Genomic DNA, 20,514 nt, shown 5'->3' on the forward strand with positions numbered 1-20,514 from the left:
CAGCCCCGGTCGGCTAACGGACAGCGAGCCAGGCCGCCAGCTCGCGTGCGGCGCGGCCGCGGTGGCTGATCGCCGCCTTCTCGGTGGGGCTCAGCTGCGCCATCGTCCGGCCGTCCGCGATGTCGTCGGGGCGGAACGCCGGGTCGTAGCCGAAGCCCTCCGTCCCGCGCGGATCGTCGTCCAGCACCCCGGTGCAGCGGCCCTCGAACGCGACGTCGGTGCCCGTGGCCGGGTCGATCAGCACGATCGCGCAGACGTACGCGACGGGGCTGCCCGCGGGCGCCTCGGCGAGCAGCTTGGCGAGGTTCTCCTCGGCGGTCGCGTCCGGGCCGGCGTAGCGCGCCGAGTACACCCCGGGCCGGCCACCGAGGGCCGCGGCGACGATGCCCGAGTCGTCGGCGATGACGGCGACGCCGAGCGCCGTCGCGGCGGCCTGGGCCTTGATCCGCGCGTTTGCGGTGAAGGTCTGGCCGGTCTCGGGCGGCAGGACCACCTCGTCCGGGAGCGGGGCGACCTCGTGGCCGGCGAGCAGCAGGCCGAACTCGTCGGCCTTGTGGGCGTTGCGGGTGGCCAGGACGAGCCTCATGACGCCGCCGCGGCCAGCGCGGCCTCCTGGGCGATCTGCAGCTCCATGATCCCGGCTTCGGCGAGCTCGAGCAGCACATCCAGGTGCGCTCGCGAGAGCGGCGTGCGCTCGGCCGTGGCTTGCACCTCGATCAGCCCGCCCTCGCCGGTCATGACGACGTTCGCGTCGACCTCGGCGGCCGAGTCCTCGGGGTAGTCCAGGTCCAGGACCGGGACGCCGTCGACCACCCCGGCCGACACAGCGGCGACGGACCCCGTCAGCGGCAGCTGCTTCAGCAGGCCGTCCGTCACGAGCCGCTGACCGGCGAGCGCGAGCGCGACGTACGCGCCGGTGATCGCCGCGCAACGGGTGCCGCCGTCCGCCTGCAGCACGTCGCAGTCCAGGTACACCGTGCGCTCGCCGAGCGCCTTGAAGTCGACGACGCCCCGGACCGAGCGGCCGATCAGCCGCTGGATCTCCACGGTGCGGCCGTCGGCTTTCCCGACGGTGATGTCCCGCCGCTTGCGCTGGCCGGTGGACGCCGGGAGCATCCCGTACTCGGCGGTGACCCAGCCCTCCCCCCTGCCCTTCATCCAGCGCGGGACCTGCTCGTCGACCGACGCGGTGCAGATCACGCGGGTCTCCCCGATCGAGATCAGGGCGCTGCCGGCCGCGGTGCGCACGTAGCCAGGCTCGATGGTGACCGGGCGCAGGCCGTCGGCGGCACGGCCGTAGGAGCGCGTGGGTGTGCTGGTGGTGCTCATCGAAGGGGGCTTCCGTTGGTGAGGGACTGCGTGACGTCGACCTGGGTGACCCCGCCGAGCGGCATCTGCAGGAACCGCGTCCCCATCGCCCGGAAGGGCTCGGGGTCGCCGGTGCAGAGGAAGGAGTAGTCGCCCTCGCCTGTGTCGCTGCGTGTGCTGGCGAGCGAGCGTGACCCGAGGACGTGCGCGACCTGCCGGGCCAGCGGTGCGCCGGAGGCGATGATCGTCACGCCCGGGCCGAGCATCCGCTGCAGCATCGGGCGGACCAGCGGGTAGTGGGTGCAGCCCAGGACGACGGTGTCCACCCCGGCCTCCCGCAGGGGCGCGCAGTAGCGGCGGACGGTGTCGACCACGCGCTGGTCGAACGGGAAGCCGCCCTCGATGATCTCGGTCAGGTCGGGGCACGGGACCTGAACGAGGTCGACGTGGGGGTCGGCGGCGGCGATCGCCTCGGCGTACGCGCCGCTGTCGACGGTCGCGGTCGTGGCCATCAGCCCGACGCGCCCGTTGCGGGTCGCCGCCACCGCGTGGACCGCACCGGGCCGCACGACGCCGATCACGTCGACGCCCAGCGTCGTCTGCATCATGCGCTCCTGCAGCACCGGCAGCGCTGCGGCCGTCGCCGAGTTGCAGGCGACGACCAGCAGCTTGACCTGCCGGCGCAGCAGCTCCTCGGCGATCTCGAGCGAGAACCGCTGCAGCTCGTCCGCCGACCGCTCGCCGTACGGGAAGCGGGCGGTGTCGGCGAGGTAGACGAAGTCCTCCTGCGGCAGCTGGACCAGCAGTTCGTGCAGGACGGTCAGGCCGCCGACGCCGGAGTCGAAGACGCCGATCGGGCGGTCGCGGGGTGTCGATACGGCCACGGGGCCATCGTACGTCGCCCGCCCTTGCGACCGCCCGACCAGGGCGGTGAGCTCACTTCTTCGCGTCGCCACCGCCGACCGTCTCGATCATCGTCTTGAGCTTGTCGCCGATGGTGTCGCCGATGTTAAAGCTCTTGCCGCCGGCGGCGACGACCGCGGTCATGATCGCGCCGACCAGCAGGATGAGGGCGACGTACTCGACGGTCCCCTGCCCGCGGTCGCCGCGCGGGGCGCGGCAGCGCAGCTCGAGCTCGACGCAAGCGCGGCGGGCGAGGTCGGCGGAGGTGGTGGTGAAGCGCTTGGCCTGCATGGTTCGGTCCTCCCGGATCGAAGTGGTCTGGAGGGGCACCGGAGGGGTGCACCCGGGTCGACCAGCAGCGTCCGCCAGGGCGCTGTCACGGGACAACGGCCTTCATGGGGCCAGACCGTGCACACTCTGCGCAAGCTCTTGCGCGCTCTCGTCATCACCAACATGTGGCCGTCCGAGGCCGACCCGGCGTTCGGCGCGTTCGTCGCCGACCAGGTCGCCGCGCTCCGCGTGCTGCCCGACGTGCAGGTCGACGTCTTCCATTTCGGGCCCGGCGGCTACCTGCGGGCGATCCGCGATCTCCGGCGCGCCCACGACGGGGCGGACTACGACGTCCTCCATGCGCATTTCGGCCTCACGGCGATCCCTGCCGTCGCCCTGCGCGGTGCACCACTGGCGATCACGCTGCATGGGACCGACCTGCGCCACCCCCGCTCCGGCCGGGTCACGCGGGCGCTGCTGCCGCTGACCTCGCTCCCTGCGACGGTGTCCTCCGCCCTCGCGCAGGAGGTGAGCGGTGCCGGCGACACGCGGCAGGTCGCGGTGCTGCCGTGCGGCGTCGACCTCGAGCGCTTCCAGGCGATCCCGCGCGAGCACGCCCGCCGCAAGCTCGGCCTGGACCCGTATGAGCCGTGCCTGCTCTTCCCCGCGGACCCCCTCCGTCCCGGCAAGCGGCACGACCTCGCGATCGAGGCCGCGGACGGCGCGCGCCTGCTCTCGCTCGGGGGCGTGGAGCCCGAGATGGTGCCGTTGTGGATCAACGCCGCCAACGCGATCGTCCTCCCGTCCGAGGCCGAGGGCTTCGGGCTCGCGGTCCTGGAGGCGCTCGCGTGCGATGTGCCGGTGGTCGCGACGCCGGTCGGGATCCACGCGGTCGCGCTCGCCGAGATCGACGGGGTGCACTGCGCGCCGTACGACGTGGATGCCTGGCGCGCTGCTCTTGCGCCGCACCTGGCCGCGGCGGAACCGCGGGTCGCCGGTCGCCGCCGGGCCGCGCTGTGGTCCTCCGAACGGATGGCGCGGCGCGTCGCGGCGGCGTGGTCCGAGCTGGCGCCCCCGCGGCTATACTCGGCCGCCGCCGGCCCTCCGGAGGGCCAGCCCCTTTCATGACGTCGCGTCTCTCAAAGCTCCGTCCCCGGCGTAGCGGCACCCCGTCCGCAGCCGACGCGCCTGGCCCCGCCGACGCCGCTCCCGAGCAGCCGACGCACGCGCAGCCCGCTGTGGGACCCACCACGCTCTTCGCCGACCCGGCGGGGGAGGCGACGCCGGCCCCGCTGCCGGCGGACACCACCGCCGCGCAGGAGGCGCAGCCGAGCTTCCGCGACCGCGGGCAGTTCCGGCGGCGCCTGCGGTACCTGCGGCGGGTCCGCGAGCTCGGGTTCCGCGACCTCGGCGGTCTCGTCTTTGACCTGCACCGGTTCCAGCAGCCCGGCGAGCAGCTGATCGCGGGCAAGCTCGCCGCGCTGGCCGCTGTCGACCGCGAGCTGCGCGCGCTCGAGCGCGTGATGAAGGACGAGCAGGACTTCACCGATCTGCGGGAGCCGGGCATCGCCGCCTGCGCCCGCTGCGGCGCGCTGCACGGCAGCGACGCGCGGTTCTGCCCGTCCTGCGGGATCAGCCTCACCGGTCCGCGGACGCTAAGCGAGCTGCCCGTCGTCGCGACGGCCGCGCCCTCGGCAGCCGCCCCGGTCGCGTCCGAGGCCGCCCCGCTGACCTGGGACTTCCCGTCCACCCCCGCCTCGTCGGCCGATCCGTCGCCGGACGCCGGGACGACGGCCGCCGCGACCGCGGCGGCACCGGGTGCCGGTTCGGCCGCGGACCGGCCCGTAGCGGCGCCCGAGACCGCCGAGGCACCGGTCGTCGACCCTGAACCGAGCCCTGCGGCGTCCTCGACCGACCGGCCGATCGTGGCCGGGCCCGCCGACGCGGCCGATCCGGACGCGGCATCCCGCGCGGACCAGGCGACCGGCACCGGACCCGCGGTCAGCGGCCCGGACACCCGTCCGGCCGACCCCGACAGCCAGACGACCGCCGTCCTCCCGGCGCTCGACGACGCGTCCGGCGACCTGACGCCGCCGGCCGCCGCGAAGCCGAAGCCAAAGCCGAAGCCCGCGAAGACACCGCCGCGTGGCGCCCGGCGCAAGCCCCCCGCAAAGCCGGCGCCCGCGACGGCGCCGGACGGCCCGGCAGGCGACCCGCCGTCCGCTCCTGCGGGCGTGGCACCGGCACCCGGGGAGGCACCGGTTCCCGCAGACCCGGGCTCGGCGCCGGTCCCTGGCGCGGCGCCCGCGCCCGCCGACGTCCCGCCGTCCCGGGCCGACGGACCCCCGGTGCCGCCGCCACCGGCCCCGCCGCCACCGCCCGGCGGCGGAGCGAATCGCTCGTGAGCGGTGCCGTGAGCACGCCGCCCGCCGACACCACCGCCGCACCATCGCCCCCTGACGGCTCGATCAGCTGCCCGCGCTGCCAGAGCGTCGTCATCCGTGGGCAGGACTGGTGCCTGGTGTGCGGGGCGCCCGCCCGGACCCGTCTGGCCGCGGCGCCCAACTGGCGCCTACCGGTCGCCGCCGTCGGTGGGCTCCTCACGGCCGCGGTCGTCGTGATCGTCGTGGCGTTCTTCGCCATCACCTCGGGGGACGACGAGCCGACCGGCACCGTCAGCCGGACCGCCGTCACCACCCCGGCGCCGACCCCCGCCGCCCCCGGCCAGACCGTGACCCCGGGTGCGACGACGCCCCCCGGAGCCACGGCGACCGACCCCGGCACGCCGCCCGCGGCGGTCGATCCGTCGACGCCGCCGGCCACCGGTACGACGGAGACGGGCGGCGTCCCGGCGCCGGCCGCGCCGACCACGGGCACGACGCCCGCGGCACCGGCCGCCCCCTGAGCCGATCGAGGCGGCCACGGCCCGGCGCGGAAACGGCCGCACCCAGACGCCGAGCGTCCGTCTTCCCGCGTCCACGCACGGGAGAACCGTCGCTCGGCCCCGGGACGGCCGTGAGTGGCGGATCGCACGGCTCCCAGCCCGGCGAATCGACATTCACCGCCGCGACGCGCCCCGTCCGAGACGCGGCGTCGACCGCGCGCGTCCCCGCTCAGAGGTGCGAGGTGTCGTTGAAGCCCTGCAGCGTGATGCCGCCGTCCGCCCAGACGATGAGCCGGCTGAGGGAGCAGTTCTCCGCGTGGACGAAGGCGAACGCGCGGCTCTCGGTGGCCTGCCGGCAGAGCTCGCCGATCACGCCGCCGTGGACGACCGCCACCGCCCGCTTCCCCGGCCCCGCTGCCGTGGCGACCGCCTGCACCCCGGCCCGGACGCGCCGGCCGAACGCCTCGGAGCTCTCGCCGCCCGGGATCACGTCCCAGCGCTGCTCGGTGAGGACGCGCAGCGCGATCGGGTCGGCGCTCGCCATGCGGATCCGCCACTCGCCGGCCTCCCACTCACCCAGGTGGACCTCCCGCAGCTCCGGGACGACCAGGGGCTCGAGGCCGGTCGCCGCAACGAGTGCCGCCGCCGTCTGGTGCGTGCGGCGGAGCGTCGTCACCGCGATCAGGGACGGCGGGTCGGCGGCGAGCCGGGCGCACGCAGCCGCGGCCTGCGTCTCACCGAGCGGCGAGAGCGGCGGGTCGCCGTGGCCGTCCGGGGTCAGCGGGAACGGCTGACCCGGCACCGCGTCGATCGTCGCGCCGTGCCGCAGCAGCACGACCTCGGTGGCGTTCGGCGGCAGCCGGAAGCGCCGCTGGGCGGAGTTGACCTTGTCGTCGCTCATCGCCGCGCAGCTTCACCCACCGGCCGGGTCCGGCGTCGGCTCGTCCCTCGCAAGGCCGGCCGGAGCGCTCGATGTGCCACCACGTGCGCGGGCGGCGGGTAGTGGCACATCGACGGGCCGCGTAGGCGCGGCGCGGGGTGCACCGGCCGCTGACGCCGGCGTGGCGCTCGTGCAACGACCGGCGACGCCGCCATGGCGCGGGCCGCTGTCACCGGCCGTCGCGGGCCGACAGCACCGCTCGCGATCACTCGCCGCGACGGGCCGACAGCGCCGGCCAGGAGCCGCTGAGCCGCTCCCTCGCCGCACTCGCCAGCGGATGCTCGTCCAGCGTCGGCGCCGGGTCGGCATCCGGCGCCGCGCCTGCCACCGCGGCAAGCGTCGCGCCGAGCCCGCGCGTCAGCGCACCGAGGTCGTAGCCACCCTCCAGGACCACCCCGATCGGCACCCCCGCCGACACCGCGTAGGACCGCAGCGCACCCGCCATACGCGCGTAGCCCGCGTCGGTGACGGCGCAGTCGGCGAGCGGATCGTCGGCGTGCGCGTCGAAGCCGGCGCTGACCAGGATCAGGCCGGGGGTGAACTCCGCGAGCAGCGGCACGATCACGTGCTCGACCAGCGAGCAGAACGTCTCGTCGCCGGACCCGCCCGGGACGGGGAGGTTGACCGTGTAGCCCATCCCGGCGCCGCTGCCCATGTCCTCGACCGGGCCCGTCCCCGGGTACAGCGGCGACTCGTGGATCGAGCAGAAGAGCACCTCGGGGTCGGCCGCGAAGATGTCGTTCGTCCCGTTGCCGTGGTGGACGTCCCAGTCGATGATCGCCACGCGCAGGCCGTGTCCGAGCACCGCGTGCCGGGCCGCGACCGCGACGCTGTTCAGCAGGCAGAAGCCCATCGCCTGGGCAGCCTCGGCGTGGTGCCCGGGCGGACGGTGGACCGACGCGCCGAACGGCTGCCCGGCCACCAGCGCGTCGACCAGCGCGCACGCGCCGCCGGCCGACCGGGACGCCGCCTCGAAGGACGCCTCCGAGGTCACGGTGTCCCCGTCGATCCAGCCGCCACCGCCGGCGCACAGGGCCTGCAGACCGTCGGTGTAGCTCACCGGGTGGACGGCCGCCAGCTGCTCGGCGGTCGCGGCCGGCGACTCGCGGACCGCGTAGCCGAACCACTCCTGCGCAGCCAGCGCCTGGTCGATCGCCTCGAGGCGCGCACGACGCTCCGGATGGCCCGAGCCGGTGTCGTGCTCGAGCGACGAGGGGTGGCGGAACAGGACGCCGGAGGTCACGTCACTACGCTACCGCCATCGCCGCCGCAGCCGACACCCCGCTGACCGCCGACGTGCTCGTGATCGGGGCCGGCGGCGCGGGCCTCTACGCGGCGCTCACCGCGGCGCGGGAGGGTGCCAGCGTCATCCTCGTCGCCGCCACCCCGCTGGCCGAGACGGCCAGCTACTGGGCGCAGGGCGGGCTCGCCGCCGCGCTGGCCGCGGACGACTCCCCCGACATCCACCGCGCCGACACCGAGGCCGCCGGACGCGGCGCCGTGCGGCGAAGCGCGGCGAACGTCCTCGTCCGCGAGGCGCCGCACGCCGTCGACGACCTCGAGCGCCTCGGCGTGCGTTTCGACGCCGACCGCCGCGGCCGCATGGCGCTGAGCCTGGAGGGCGGCCATACCCGGCGCCGCGTCGCCCACGCCGGCGGCAGCGCCACCGGGCGACGGGTCGTCCGGCAGCTCAGCGCGGTCGTGGCCGAGGACCCGCGCATCACCATCCTGGAGCCGGCCCGTGCCGCGGCGATCTGGACCTCCGACGGGCGCTGCGTCGGCGCGGTCCTCGAGGACGGCCGCGCCATCCAGGCGCGCGCCACCATCCTGTCCACCGGCGGGGCTGCTGCGATGTGGGCGCGGACCACGAACCCGCCGGGCTCGCTCGGCATCGGGATGCTGCTCGCGCACGCCGCGGGTGCCGCACTCGCGGACCTCGAGTTCGTCCAGTTCCACCCGACCGCGGTCACCGGCATCCCGGGCCGCGAGGGCTTCCTCGTCACCGAGGCGATCCGCGGTGAGGGCGCGACCCTCCACGACGCCACCGGAGAGCGGTTCGTCGAGGAGCTCGCGCCGCGTGACGAGGTCTCCCGCGCCGTCCACGCGAAGATGCGCGAGCAGGGGACGGCGTCCGTCGAGCTCGACATGCGCTCGGTGGACATGGCCAAGTTCCCGAACGTCGTCGGGGCCCTGCGCGAGTCGGGCCTGGACCCGGCGACCACCCGCATCCCCGTCGCGCCGGCGGCGCACTACGTGATGGGCGGCATCGTCGCCGACCTCGACGGCGCGACAACGATCCCCGGCCTCTACGCGGTCGGCGAGTCCTCCTGCACCGGACTGCACGGCGCGAACCGCCTGGCGTCAAACTCGCTCAGCGAGTGCTTCGTCTGGGGACGGCGCGCCGCCCTCGCGGGGCTGAAGGAGGTCCAGCCGACCGCCGTGCCCTCCGCACCCCCGGCGGCCGCCCCGATCTTGCGCCCGTCCCGCGCCACCCAGGAGGCGCTCTGGGTCGACGCCGGCATCGAGCGCACCCGCGAGGGCCTCGAGCGGCTGCTCGACGACCCGCACCCACTGGCGCGCCTCGTGGCGCGCTGTGCTTTGCTGCGCGAGGAGACGCGTGGCTCCCACCGCCGTCGCGACTTCCCCGAGCTGGACCCGGCCCTGGACGGCCGCCACGCCATCGTGCGCGGCGAGCTGGACCCGGTCGCCGAACCCTGGAGCTGACCCTCCCCCAGCCGGTCCCGCCGTCCCGCCCCGAGCGTCCGCTCCGGAGGGTCGCGGCCGCCTGCTTAACCTCAACTCAACACTGCGCGTGTTCGGGGGTTTATACGAGGCCGGGATAGTCCTTCTTGGGAAAAGCCTGGGCAGGGGGCTTCGGAGAGAGAATCCACGAAGGAGGGTCACTCCATGTATCAGTTCAGCCGCGCGATCTATCGAGAGTTGGCGAAGGACATCGCCGACGTGCACGCCACCGGGCGCAACGGGCACGAAGCCGTGCTCAAGGCGTGCGAAGCGACCATGGACCGACTGTCGACCGACCGGCACTACTTCGCTAAGCCGGCCCGGACCCTGTTCAACGACATCCGCCCATACTTCCCGATGAACGCACAGGCTCGTGTGTGGCTCGTCGTGGAGCGCTACATCGCCTGTGCCGAGGAGTGGCTGCAGCGACAGCCCCGTCACGGCTACGACGCGAACGGCAACCCGCTGCAGTGCCGCGCCACGACACGCCGCGGGACCGCTTGCCAGCGTGAGCCGCTGCCGCGCAACGGCTACTGCCCGTCGCACCAGCACCTCGCCGAGACCGAGCAGTGCGAGGTCCAGGCGCTCGCCGCCTGACGCACCCGACGATGCGAGGGCGCCGGCAGGACGCCGGCGCCCGACCGATGCTGCCGGGGTCGCACCGCGACGCCGAATAGCCTGGCTGCACCTTGATGCTGCTCGGAGTCGACGTCGGCGGGACCTTCACGGACGCGGTGCTCGTCGCCGACGGCCGCGTCTGGACGGCGAAGGCGCCGAGCACGCCCGAGGACCAGTCGGCCGGCGTCCTCGCCGCGATCCGCGCCGTCCTCGCCGCCGCCGGCGGCGCCCGGCCGGCCGACGTGGCGACGTTCGCCCACGGGATGACCGTGGCGACCAACGCCCTGCTGGAGGGCCGTAGCGCGCGCACCGCGTTCGTCGCGACAGAGGGCTTCACCGACGTGGTCGCCCTCGGTCGCCAGGCCCGCCCGGAGCTGTACCGGCTGCAGGCGGCGGCCCCCGCGCCGCTCGTCCCGCCCGAGCGGCGCGTCCCGGTCCCCGAGCGGATGGACGCCGGAGGGACCGTCCTGCGCAGCCTGTCCGACGCCGACGCCGCCGCGGTGGCCGACGCCGTGGCCGCGCTCGACGTCGAGTCGGTCGCCGTCTGCTTGCTCCACGCCGACCGGCACCCGGACCACGAGCGCCGGCTCGGCGACGCGCTGCGAGCGCGTCTGGGCGACGACGTGCACCTCTCGCTCTCGCACGAGGTCGTCGGGACGTTCCGCGAGGCGGAGCGCTTCGCGACGACCGAGGTCGACGCGGCGCTCTCCCCCCTGCTCGCGCGGTACCTGCGGTCGCTGCTGACCCGTGCGGCCGAGGCCGGCCTCCCCGAGCCGCTCATCATGCAGTCCAGCGGCGGGCTCACGGGCGCGGACACCGCGGCGGCCCACGCGGCCTTCACGGTCCTCAGCGGACCGGCCGGAGGTGCCGCCGCGGCGCAGCTGCTGGCGCGGGAGAGCGGCCTGCAGGATCTCGTGTGCTTCGACATGGGCGGGACGTCCTGCGACGTCTGCGTCGTGCAGGACGGCCGGGTGCGCCAGGCCGCAGGTCGTGAGGTCGGCGGGCGCGCGCTGGCGCTGCCGATGGTCGACATCCACACGGTCGGCGCCGGCGGCGGTTCGATCGCCTGGGTCGACGCGGGCGGCGCGCTGCGGGTGGGTCCGCGCAGCGCCGGTGCCCGCCCGGGGCCGGCGTGCTTCGGCCATGGGGGCAGCGACCCGACCGTGACCGACGCGCACGCCGTCCTGGGGTCGGTCAGCGGCGAGCTGCCCGGCGGGATCCCGGTCGACACGGAGGCGGCTCGGCGTGCGGTCTGGTCCCTATGCGAGCCGCTCGGGCTGGAGACCGTCGACGAGGTCGCGGCGGGGATCGTCGCCGTCGCGGACGCGGAGATGCTCGGCGCGCTGCGCGTCATGACCGTGCAGCAGGGCGTGGATCCACGCGGCTTCACGCTGCTCGCGTTCGGCGGCGGCGGCGGGCTGCACGCCTGCGCGCTCGCGGAGGCGCTCGGCATGCGGCGCGTCATGATCCCCGCCGCCGCCGGGGTGCTGAGCGCGCTCGGTCTCGCGGCAGCCGACCGCCGTCGCGACGACGTCCGCACCGTGATGCTGCGCGGGGACGCCCTGACCGCGGCGGCGCTCGCGGCTGCAGCCGCCGGCGACGCAGACGACGCCGAGGCGGACGGCGCCGAGGCGCCGCGCGACGAGGAGGACGACAGCGGCGGCACGACGGTCGAGGTCACGTGGGAGGCCCGCTTCGCCGGCCAGTCGCACGAGCTCGCGCTCGAAGGGATCCCGGCCGAGCCGGACACGATCCGCGCCGCGCTGCGGGCGGGCCACGAGGAGCGCTACGGCTTCGTCCCGGCCGCCGACGCCGCTGTCGAGGTCGTGACGGTGCGGCGGACCGTCCGCCACCCCGGACCGGGAGTGACCCTCGCCACCGGCGAACCCACGGCACCCGACGCGACCGGCACATCCGGGCCGCAGACCGTCCGCCTCCCGGGCGCGACGTTCGCCCTGCGGCCCGGATGGACCATCACCACCGACACCGGCGGCTGGCTGATCGCCGAGCTGGAGACGGACGGATGAGCGCCGTGGACCCGATCACCCTGCAGGTCACGGTCGGCGCGCTGCGCGCCGCCTGCCAGGAGATGGGCGCGGTCCTGATCCGCGCCGCCCACTCGGCGAACATCAAGGAGCGTCACGACTGCTCCACCGCCCTGTTCGATCCAGCCGGCCAGATGGTCATGCAGGCCGAGCACATCCCGGTGCACCTCGGCGCGATGCCCGCCTCGGTCGCGGCGATCCTGGAGCACGAGCAGGCGCCCGGCGTCTCCTGGATCCTCAACGACCCGTTCGCCGGCGGCACGCACCTGCCCGACATCACCGTCGTCACGCCGGTTTACTCGGGCGACGACGACGTGGTCCTGCTCGGCTTCGCCGCCACCCGCGCGCACCACGCCGACGTCGGAGCCCGCGTCCCCGGGTCGATGCCGGCCGACTCGACGACGCTCGCCGAGGAGGGTGTCGTGATCCCGCCGACCCGCCTCACCCCCACGCTCATCGACGAGCTCGCCGGCCGCATGCGCCAACCGGCGCAGCGGCACGCCGACCTCGCCGCCCAGCTCGCGGCCAACCGCGCCGGCGCCGCGCGCCTGCGGGAGCTCGCCGCGCGGGTGGGCGCGGCCGAGCTGCAGGCGGTCACGGACGCGGTGCAGGACTACGCCGAGCGCCGGACCCGTGCCTGCCTGGCCGCGCTGCCCGACGGCGAGCGGCGCGCGGTCGACGTCCTGGAAGGACGTACCGGTGACGACCTCGAGCTGCGGCTGCGCGCCACCGTCGCCGGCGACGAGCTGCGGCTCGATTTCGCCGGGTCCAGCGCCCAGGACCCGGGCAACCTGAACTGCCCGCTCGCCGTCACGGTCTCGGCCTGCCTGCTGGCGCTGCGCGTCCTGACCGACCCCGACATCCCGCCGTGCGCCGGCGTCCTGCGCCCGTTGCACGTGAGCGTCCCGGAGGGCACGCTGCTGAACGCGCGGGCGCCGGCGGCCGTCGCGGCCGGCAACGTGGAGACGTCCAGCCGCGTCGCCGACCTCGTCCTCGCCGCGTTCGGGCAGGCGCTCGGCCAGGGGACGATGAACTCCCTCACGCTCGGGGACGAGACGTTCACGTACTACGAGACGGTCGGCGGCGGACAGGGCGCGAGCGACGCCGCGGACGGACCGTCCGGCGTCCACGTCGCCATGTCGAACACGCGCAACACCCCGGTCGAGGCCCTCGAGCTCGAGTTCCCGCTGCGCGTCACCGAGTACGCGCTGCGGCGCGGCAGCGGCGGCCGCGGTGCCCACACCGGCGGGGACGGGGTCGTGCGCGAGATCGAGGCGCTCGAGGAGCTCACGTACAGCGTCATCGGCGAGCGACGCCGCCACCGGCCACGCGGCGCAGAAGGCGGCGAGCCGGGCGCGGCGGGCCGCACGCTGGTGATCCGGGCGGACGGCACCGTCGAGGACGTCGGCGGCAAGGCCACGGGGACGCTGCGCCCCGGTGACCGCCTGCGGCAGGAGACCCCGGGCGGCGGCGGCCACGGGCTCTATCGTCCCCCGCCGTGACCGATCTGCGCCGCATCTGCGTCTACGCCGCGTCGAGCCCCGGCCCCTCCCCGGCCTACGTCGCCGCGGCCGCCGACCTGGGGCGGACGCTCGCCGCGTCCGGCATCGGCGTGGTCTACGGCGGCGGGCGCGCCGGGCTGATGGGCGCGCTGGCCGACGCGACGCTGGCGGCCGGCGGCGAGGTCACCGGGATCATCCCGGACTTCCTGGACGCCCGGGAGGCGACGCACCGTGGCGTGACGCACCTGCACGTCGTCGGCTCGATGCACGAGCGCAAGACGCTGATGGCCGAGCGTGCCGACGCGTTCATCGCCCTGCCCGGCGGGATCGGCACGCTCGAGGAGCTCGTCGAGGCGATGACGTGGTGGCAGCTGAACCTCGTCCCGCGACCGATGGGCCTGCTGGACGTCGACGGATTCTGGGCGCCGTTCACCGGCCTGCTCGACCACCTGGTGGCCCACGGGTTCATGCCGCAGCGGACCCGCGCGATGCTGCGCGAGGACACGTCCGCAGGCGGTCTGCTGGCGCAGCTCCAGGAGGCCTCAGTGCCGCCGGCTCCGGAGTAAGGGGTCGGTGAGGCGGGAGCGCCGCCAGGTAAGGCACGACGCGCCTCAGGACGCTCCGTTGTGCCGATGTGCGCCGAGCGCCGCGCGAGGAGCATGCAGTCGTGTCCTCACCACGACCCGACTGGAGCCAGATCCCGTGCATTCCGACCTTCACCGCCACCTCGCCGCAGCCCGTGTCGACGACGCCCTCCGCGCCGCCGCCGGCCCCGTCACCCGTCGCCGCGCTTTCCTCCGCGACACCGTCGCGCGATACTGGGGCGATGGCGACGCGGATGACCGCCAGGGCGTTCGTGGGACGAGCGGCGCAGCTCGCCGAGCTGCAAGCGGCGCTCGGCGACGCAGCGGCGGGGCGACCGTCGCTCGTGTTCGTGGCGGGTGAGCCCGGCCTCGGCAAGACCCGCCTGCTGGACGAGCTCCACGACCACGCCCGCGCGCAGCACGGCGTCCGGTCGATCGGCGGCGACTGCGTCCGCCTCGGCGAGGGCGAGCTCCCCTACGCCCCGCTGGTGAGCGCGCTCCGGCCGCTGGCGCGCGCCGAGGACCCCGTCCTGGACGAGCTCAGCCCGTCCGCCCGCGACGCGCTCGCCACGCTCGTCCCCGCCCTCTCGACCGCCGGCGGCGAGGCCACCTGGCGCGCGCCGGCCGACCCGTCCGCGCAGAGCCGCGTCTTCGAGGGGCTGCTGGAGCTGGTCGACCGGCTCGCGACCGGCGGCGCGGTCGTCCTGACCATCGAGGACCTCCACTGGGCGGACTCCTCGACCCGCGCGTTCCTGCGCTTCCTCAGCGCGAACGTCTGCCGTGAACGGCTGCTGCTCGTGGCCAGCTACCGGCCGGACGAGCTGCACCGGCGTCACCCGCTGCTGCCGCTGCTGGCGGAGCTCGAGCGCGACCCACGGGCGCGGCGGGTGACGCTCGAGCCGTTCACCCGCGACGAGCTGTCCACGCAGCTCGGCGACATCCTGGGCGCCGACCCCGACCCGCAGCTCGTCGACCGCCTGCACCGGCGCAGCGACGGCAACCCGTTGTTCGCCGAGGAGCTCCTGGCCGCCGGCCTGGACGGGCGCGGCGCGGTCCCGCCCACCCTGCGCGACGCGCTGACCGTCCGCATGCAGCGGCTGAGCGACGATGCACAGGAGCTGCTCCGGCTCGTCGCGGTGGCCAGGACCATCGATCACGCGACGCTGGCCGCGACCGCCGCCGTCGAGGGCCGCGCGCTTCGCGACGCCCTCCGCGAGGCCGTCGGCGCGCACATCCTCGCCGTCGACGAGGAGGACCGGTACGGCTTCCGTCACGCGCTGCTGCGCGAAGCCGTCGGCGACGACCTGCTCCCCGGCGAGCGCGCGGATCTGCACCTGCGGCTGGCGGGCGCCCTGGAGACGCTGACGCCGGCGAGCGGCGGGGTCCACCGGACGGCAGCGGTGGCGCACCACTACGACGCGGCCGGCGACCAGCCCCGCGCGCTGACCGCCTCCGTGCGGGCGGCGACCCAGGCCGAGGCCGTCCACGCGTACGGCGAGGCGGCAACGCTGCTCGAGCGCGCGCTGGAGCTGTGGGACCGCGTCCCGGACCCGGCCGCGCTGACCGGCTGCACCCAGGTCGCGCTGCTGGAGCGGGCCGCCGAGGCTCACGACGCCGACGGGGACCGCGCACGCTCCGAGACGCTGGTCGAGCGCGCCCTGAAGCTCGCCGAGGACGCGGGGGAGTCGCCACTGGTCCGGTCGGGTGTCCTGGAGCGCCTCGCGAAGGTGCGCTGGTCGCTGAACCGCCAGGACGAGAGCCTCGACACGCTGGACCGGTCGCTGGCCCTGCTGCCGGACGGCCCGTCGGTCGAGCGGGCGTGGCGGCTGGCCACGAAGGCCAAGTTCCTGATGTTGATGGGCCGCTTCCAGAAGGCGGCGCAGGTCGCGCAGGACGCCTGCGACTTCGCCCGGGCGAGCGACGCGCGGCGGCCCGAGGGGCGGGCGATGAACTCGCTCGGGGTCGCGCTCATGGCGCTCGGCGACCTCGACGCCGGGGTCGCCGTGCTGCGCGAGGCGCAGACCATCGCGCTCGAGAGCGGCGAGCCGCTGGACTACGCGGTCGCGAGCGTGAACCTGGCGGACATCCTGCACCTCTCGGGCCGGTCCGGCGAGGCCATCGACGTCGTCAGCGCCGCCGACGACCACGTCCGGCGGACGGTCGGGCGGGACGACCCGTGGCTGCTGACCGCGCTCGCCGAGTTCCAGATCGAGACGGGTGACTGGGCGGCGGCGGCGGACGCCCTGGAGCGGATCGGCCGCCGCCACCAGGGCACGACGCTCGTGAACCTGCTGCTGCGCCAGTCGGAGCTCGCGCTGGGCCGCGGCGACGATGAGGGCGCCCGCGACAGCCTGCGCCGGGCCGCGCGAGCGGCTGAGGGGTCGCGCGAACCGCAGTTCGTGGGCGTCCTGGCGGCGCTGCGGGCGACCCTCGCCACGCGGACGGGCGCGTTCGAGGAGGCCCGCGCGCGCGTCGAGGACGGCCTGGACGCGATCGAGTTCTGCACCGAGGACGTGGTGCGCATCGTGGCGCTCGCCGCGGCGGGTGTCCGCGTCGAGGCCGACATCGCGCAGCGTGCGCGCGATCTCGGCGACGCGGACGGCGCGGTCGACGCGCTGCAGCGGGCGGATCTGCTGATGACCCGCGTGGAGGCCGGCTGCGCCACGGACGAGAGCGCTCTGGACGACGACTACGACGCCCCGGCCGATGATGCCGCGAGCCCCGCACGTCCCGTCGAACAGGCGCACCGCACCACTGCCGTGGCCGAGCGCTCCCGCGCGGCGGGCAAGCCGGATCCGGCGGCGTGGGGTGCCGCCGCAGACGCGTGGCTCGCGCTGGACCGGCCTTACGCCGCTGCGCAGGCGCGCTGGCGCCTGGCCGAGGCCCACGTGCTGGCCGGGGACCGGGACGCCGCCACCCCCGTCGCGGCGTCCGCGGTGGCCGCCGCGCGCGACCTCGGGGCCGACTGGCTCGCGGCCGAGGTCACCGCGCTGGCCGCCCGCGCGCGCCTGCGACTCCCGGCCCCGCCCCCGGATCGCCCCGCCCTGTCCTCCGTCCCCGACCGCACGCCGGCTCCCTCCGGCGCGGCCGCTCCGCCGTCGTCCGTTCGCCCGCCGGCGGGCGACGGCACGACTGGTGGGGACGGCGGCGCGCCGCGGGACCGCGGCACATCGCGGGTCGGGGGCGCGTCGCAGGACGGAAGCACGTCTGGAGTCGACGGTCCGCCGCCGGACACGGGCGCGCAGGGCCGGCCGACCCCGGCAACCGCGGGCGCGGACGGCCGCGCGGCGGCACGCACCGGATCCGGGGCCGGTGGTGCTGACGGCGCCACACGCCCGGTGCCGGACGGCCGCGCCACCGCCGCGACCGACCCGTTCGACCTCACGGCCCGCGAGCGGCAGGTCCTGGCACTGGTGGCCGGGGGCGCGACGAACCGGGAGGTCGGCGCGCGCCTGTACATGGCCGAGAAGACGGCGAGCGTCCACGTCTCGCGCATCCTGGCCAAGCTCGACGTCCGCAGCCGAACGGAGGCGGCAGCGGTCGCGCACCGCCTGGGCCTGGCCGACGGCTGACTCCGGCGTACGATGGGCCCCATGAGAGTCGCCTTCCTGGGCCTGGGGATCATGGGGTCGCGGATGGCCGCGAACCTCGTCGCCGCCGGCCACGAGCTGTCCGTCTGGACGCGGACCGAGGGCAAGGCGGCCGCCTGGGCCGTGGACCTCCCGGCCGGTGACCACCCCGTGCCCACCGTCCACGACACCCCGGCCAGTGCCGCGGACGGCGCCGAGATCGTCCTCGCGATGGTCGTCGACGGGCAGCAGGTCCTCGCGCTGGCGGAGGGACTCGCCGCGGACGGCGGCGAGGGCGCCGGACGCCTGCTCGTCGACATGTCCACGATCGGGCCGGAGAGCGCCCGTGCCGCGGCCACGGTCATCGAGGCGACCGGCTGGAGCTTCATGGACGCGCCGGTGACCGGGTCCTCACCCAAGGCAGCCGACGGGACGCTGACGATCATGGCCGGCGGCGCGGAGGCGGACTTCGACCGCGTGCGGCCGCTCCTCGACGTCATGGGTGCGCTCGTCCTGCACGTCGGGGGCGTCGGCCAGGGGCAGATGGTGAAGCTCATCAACAACGCGGTCGCGGCGGCGAACGCGACCGCCCTCGCCCAGGCGCTCCTCGTCGCGAAGGCCACGGGCGCCGACCTGGACGCGCTCGTGCAGGTGATGGGCGCCGGCTCCGGCGGCAGCACCATGCTGAACCTCAAAGCGGGCCCGATGCGCGAGCACGACTACTCGACGCTGTTCAAGCTCGAGCACATGCTGAAGGACGTGCGGCTGTGCCTCGAGGAGGGTGAGCGCGCCGGCGTCGGCTTCCCGGCGGCCGCGGCGGCGCGCGAGGTGCTCAACGCCGCCATGGGCCGCGGGCTGGCCGATGCGGACTTCGCGGCGCTGTTGGAGCCCCTCGAAGGGCTGGCCGGCATCCGCCTCTGACCCTCGACTTCGCCCGCCGGTCCACACTACGGGTGGCCCCCTTCTCCCACCGGTCGAGCGCCTACGCGCCAGCTACGCACAAGCAAAAACCGTCAATTTGCAGGGAAGTTTTGGGGTTCGCACGATTGTTTGCGACAATGTGACAGGTCCGGGGCCCCCGACTGCTTCTCGCGGTCGCCGCCAACCGGCCTTTCTGTCTCCTAACTCAGCGACTTCGTATGCCAATTGCTTTCAAGGAATGGGCTGTAACCGTTCGCGCGCTCGCCGAAGGCGAGCAGCTGCTGACGCTCCGCAAGGGTGGCATCCGCGAGGATGGCAAGCACTTCGAGCTCCAGCACGACCGATTCTTCCTGTATCCGACCTTCGATCATCAGCGCAACGACCTCGTGCGCGCGTCCCACATGCCCGAGATGCGCCGCGCGCTCGAAGAGGGTGTCTGGCCTGACGGTGAGCCGCCCGCGCACGCTCTGACGCGTGACGGTGGGATCACCCAGCCGGACCGGGTGCGCGTCCGCGCCTGGGCCGAGGTCGCCGCTCATTTCACGGTCTCGGACCCCCGGATCGTCTGTGATCTCTCCCCGTACTACGTGTGGACCACGGACTACGCCGAGAAGCGCCTCTCCTGGAAGCGCCGCGAGCCGCTGCACGTGCTGCTGCTTCGCACGTACCGGATCCCGCGCCCCGTGACGGTCAAGGTCCGTGACGAGTTCGGCGGCTGTCGTTCGTGGCTCGAGATCACCCGTGACCTCCCGTTCGAGGGCACCCCGGTGCTCAACGACGACGAGTTCGCCGGCGCCTCGGCCACGATCCAGGCCATCTGCGAGGGCGCCAACATCCCCTCGTACGCCTGACCCAGCTGTTTCCGTCACTCCGCGGGCCCCGAGCGTGCGCCCGCGGATGTGACGACCTTCGCCTGATGCTCCTCCCATGACCTCCTGGGAGGAGACCGACTCTCCGCACTTCGCCGCGCGGCACGACGAGGCCGACAGCGACGACGTCGTCGGTGTCCTCGAGCTGCTCGAAGGCACCCGGCGTCGCCTTGCGCGGCAGTTCCCGGTCGTGCCGGAGCTCGTCAACGTCGTGCTGCACGGGACCCGCGCGCAGCTGTACGCCGCGCAGCCGGAGCTCGCCGCGGTGGTCCGGCTGACGAACCCGGCAGCGCGCCGCTACGTCGTGGGCTGGCCCACCTCCGAGGGCATCCACCTCCTGGCCCCGCGCCATGTCGAGTCACGCGCGTCCAATGTGCCGGGGTCGCGAGAGATGGCGCTGCTGGCCCCCGCCGCGCTGTACGCGCAGGTCGTGGTCGGCGCCAACAACCCCCAGCTGCCACCGCCGTTCCGGACGCGCTCCACGCGCCAGATGCTGCGCTGGGCCTGGCTCTGGGCGGGGGCCGGCCAGTACTTCGGCGGGCAGACGGTGCACGCCCGTCCGGCGATCGCGCGTCGCCTGCGCGAGGGCGCCGAGCCGTCGTTCCCGCCGGCGGTCAAGGACGCCATGCTGCTCGGCGGCAGCGTCCTGGACCTGCTCGCGCAGGTCCGCGGCGAGGCGGCCGTCGTCGAGCTTGCGTGCCGGCTCCCCGACGGCCAGCCCGAGCGTGCCCTCGAGCAGGCGTTCGGCCAGGCACTCGTCAGCACGGGTGGCGACTGGCGCGCCCACCTGGCCCGCATCGCCGGTCAGCAGTAGGCAACCGGCCCGGTCCTACTGGTTCAGGACCAGCACCAGGAAGAACACCAGCGGCACGATGATGGCGGCAAGCAGCAGCCAGGCGACGGCCCGGCCGGCCGGTGCCGACGGCGTCTCCTCCGCGGGCGCATCGTCCTCGTCCGAATCGGCGGCAGCGGCAGCCACCGCAGCGGCAACGGTTCCCAGGACCTCGCGCGCCACGAGCGCGCCGCTCGCGGGGACCATGACGTCGCGCGGCCCCGCGGCGAGCATGTCGGGGACGTCGAACCCCTGGGTCCGCCGCAGCATCGAAGGCACGCCCTCGTCGAGCAGGAGCATCTGCATCATCTCGGCCTCGACCTGGTTGAACGCCGTGGCCACCCGTGTGAGGTCGCCGTCCAGATACTGCTTCTTGACCTTCCTGGCCCGTTCCTGCGCGGGCGACAGGCGGACGTCGCCCTCGTCCAGGCCCGCGAACACGAGCGGCATACCGCACGAGGGGCAGAACCGCTCGCCGGCCGGCCCCGGGCGGCTGCACCCCGGGCAGACCAGCGGCGCCTCAGGAG

19 protein-coding genes are annotated in these 20,514 nt (G+C 75.2%); 12 read left to right on the forward strand and 7 right to left on the reverse strand.

Annotated features, from left to right (window positions below; genetic code table 11):
- Positions 1-13 precede the first annotated feature (13 nt).
- The 4 genes from DSM112329_RS17510 to DSM112329_RS17525 are packed head-to-tail and all read right to left on the reverse strand — an operon-like array spanning position 14 to position 2,502.
- Positions 14-586, reverse strand: a complete 573-nt coding sequence (locus DSM112329_RS17510; protein ID WP_354697842.1) for a non-canonical purine NTP pyrophosphatase — start codon at positions 584-586, stop codon at positions 14-16.
- On the reverse strand, positions 583-1,329 hold the full coding sequence (gene rph / locus DSM112329_RS17515) for a ribonuclease PH (protein WP_354697843.1): 747 nt from the start codon (positions 1,327-1,329) through the stop codon (positions 583-585). The genes DSM112329_RS17510 and rph overlap by 4 nt, the downstream gene beginning before the upstream one ends.
- Positions 1,326-2,192 (reverse strand): glutamate racemase, encoded by an 867-nt coding sequence (murI, locus tag DSM112329_RS17520; protein ID WP_354697844.1) that lies wholly within the window; start codon positions 2,190-2,192, stop codon positions 1,326-1,328. Before murI ends, rph begins: the two co-directional genes overlap by 4 nt.
- A gap of 52 nt (positions 2,193-2,244) precedes the next feature.
- A complete protein-coding gene (locus DSM112329_RS17525) occupies positions 2,245-2,502 on the reverse strand; it encodes a hypothetical protein (protein WP_354697845.1) in 258 nt (85 codons plus the stop codon).
- Positions 2,503-2,619: 117 nt separating this feature from the next.
- Here DSM112329_RS17525 and DSM112329_RS17530 point away from each other — a divergent pair, with 117 nt between their 5' ends.
- From DSM112329_RS17530 to DSM112329_RS17540, 3 genes are read left to right on the forward strand one after another with little or no spacing between them, the layout of a single operon-like run.
- A complete protein-coding gene (locus tag DSM112329_RS17530) occupies positions 2,620-3,609 on the forward strand; it encodes a glycosyltransferase (protein WP_354697846.1) in 990 nt (329 codons plus the stop codon).
- Positions 3,606-4,886 carry a zinc ribbon domain-containing protein gene (locus tag DSM112329_RS17535; protein ID WP_354697847.1) on the forward strand — a complete coding sequence of 427 codons (1,281 nt, stop codon included), beginning with the start codon at positions 3,606-3,608 and terminating at the stop codon, positions 4,884-4,886. The genes DSM112329_RS17530 and DSM112329_RS17535 overlap by 4 nt, the downstream gene beginning before the upstream one ends.
- The gene (locus DSM112329_RS17540) at positions 4,883-5,386 is read left to right on the forward strand and encodes a hypothetical protein (RefSeq protein WP_354697848.1); all 504 of its coding nucleotides are present in this window, start codon (positions 4,883-4,885) and stop codon (positions 5,384-5,386) included. The genes DSM112329_RS17535 and DSM112329_RS17540 overlap by 4 nt, the downstream gene beginning before the upstream one ends.
- A 208-nt stretch (positions 5,387-5,594) precedes the next feature.
- On the opposite strand, the gene DSM112329_RS17545 is transcribed toward DSM112329_RS17540, so the two are convergent.
- Both DSM112329_RS17545 and DSM112329_RS17550 read right to left on the reverse strand, forming a co-directional pair.
- Positions 5,595-6,266, reverse strand: coding sequence for a histidine phosphatase family protein (locus tag DSM112329_RS17545; protein ID WP_354697849.1), 672 nt, complete (start codon positions 6,264-6,266; stop codon positions 5,595-5,597).
- A gap of 244 nt (positions 6,267-6,510) precedes the next feature.
- Positions 6,511-7,548 (reverse strand): histone deacetylase, encoded by a 1,038-nt coding sequence (locus DSM112329_RS17550; RefSeq protein ID WP_354697850.1) that lies wholly within the window; start codon positions 7,546-7,548, stop codon positions 6,511-6,513.
- Positions 7,549-7,601: 53 nt separating this feature from the next.
- Between DSM112329_RS17550 and DSM112329_RS17555 the strand changes: the two genes are divergently transcribed.
- The 9 genes from DSM112329_RS17555 (at position 7,602) to DSM112329_RS17595 (ending at position 19,969) form a co-directional block, all read left to right on the forward strand.
- Complete coding sequence (locus tag DSM112329_RS17555; protein ID WP_354697851.1) at positions 7,602-9,029, forward strand: FAD-binding protein; 1,428 nt, start codon at positions 7,602-7,604, stop codon at positions 9,027-9,029.
- 183 nt (positions 9,030-9,212) lie between these two features.
- The gene (locus DSM112329_RS17560; RefSeq protein WP_354697852.1) at positions 9,213-9,644 is read left to right on the forward strand and encodes a hypothetical protein; all 432 of its coding nucleotides are present in this window, start codon (positions 9,213-9,215) and stop codon (positions 9,642-9,644) included.
- 95 nt (positions 9,645-9,739) lie between these two features.
- Complete coding sequence (locus tag DSM112329_RS17565) at positions 9,740-11,692, forward strand: hydantoinase/oxoprolinase family protein (protein ID WP_354702492.1); 1,953 nt, start codon at positions 9,740-9,742, stop codon at positions 11,690-11,692.
- A complete protein-coding gene (locus tag DSM112329_RS17570) occupies positions 11,689-13,212 on the forward strand; it encodes a hydantoinase B/oxoprolinase family protein (protein WP_354697853.1) in 1,524 nt (507 codons plus the stop codon). Before DSM112329_RS17565 ends, DSM112329_RS17570 begins: the two co-directional genes overlap by 4 nt.
- Positions 13,209-13,778, forward strand: coding sequence for a TIGR00730 family Rossman fold protein (locus tag DSM112329_RS17575; RefSeq protein ID WP_354697854.1), 570 nt, complete (start codon positions 13,209-13,211; stop codon positions 13,776-13,778). The genes DSM112329_RS17570 and DSM112329_RS17575 overlap by 4 nt, the downstream gene beginning before the upstream one ends.
- A 260-nt stretch (positions 13,779-14,038) precedes the next feature.
- Positions 14,039-17,368, forward strand: coding sequence for an AAA family ATPase (locus tag DSM112329_RS17580; RefSeq protein WP_354697855.1), 3,330 nt, complete (start codon positions 14,039-14,041; stop codon positions 17,366-17,368).
- 21 nt (positions 17,369-17,389) lie between these two features.
- Positions 17,390-18,286, forward strand: a complete 897-nt coding sequence (locus DSM112329_RS17585) for an NAD(P)-dependent oxidoreductase (RefSeq protein WP_354697856.1) — start codon at positions 17,390-17,392, stop codon at positions 18,284-18,286.
- Between the two features lie 218 nt (positions 18,287-18,504).
- Positions 18,505-19,137, forward strand: a complete 633-nt coding sequence (locus tag DSM112329_RS17590) for a DUF1802 family protein (RefSeq protein ID WP_354697857.1) — start codon at positions 18,505-18,507, stop codon at positions 19,135-19,137.
- Between the two features lie 76 nt (positions 19,138-19,213).
- Positions 19,214-19,969 carry a hypothetical protein gene (locus DSM112329_RS17595; RefSeq protein WP_354697858.1) on the forward strand — a complete coding sequence of 252 codons (756 nt, stop codon included), beginning with the start codon at positions 19,214-19,216 and terminating at the stop codon, positions 19,967-19,969.
- A gap of 15 nt (positions 19,970-19,984) precedes the next feature.
- Here the strand turns inward: DSM112329_RS17595 and DSM112329_RS17600 are convergent, their stop codons facing one another.
- Positions 19,985-20,437 (reverse strand): hypothetical protein, encoded by a 453-nt coding sequence (locus DSM112329_RS17600; protein WP_354697859.1) that lies wholly within the window; start codon positions 20,435-20,437, stop codon positions 19,985-19,987.
- Between the last annotated feature and the right edge of the window lie 77 nt (positions 20,438-20,514).

Origin of the sequence: Paraconexibacter sp. AEG42_29 (assembly GCF_040581415.1) — a bacterium.
In the GTDB taxonomy this organism is placed as follows: Bacteria; Actinomycetota; Thermoleophilia; order Solirubrobacterales; family Solirubrobacteraceae; genus Paraconexibacter.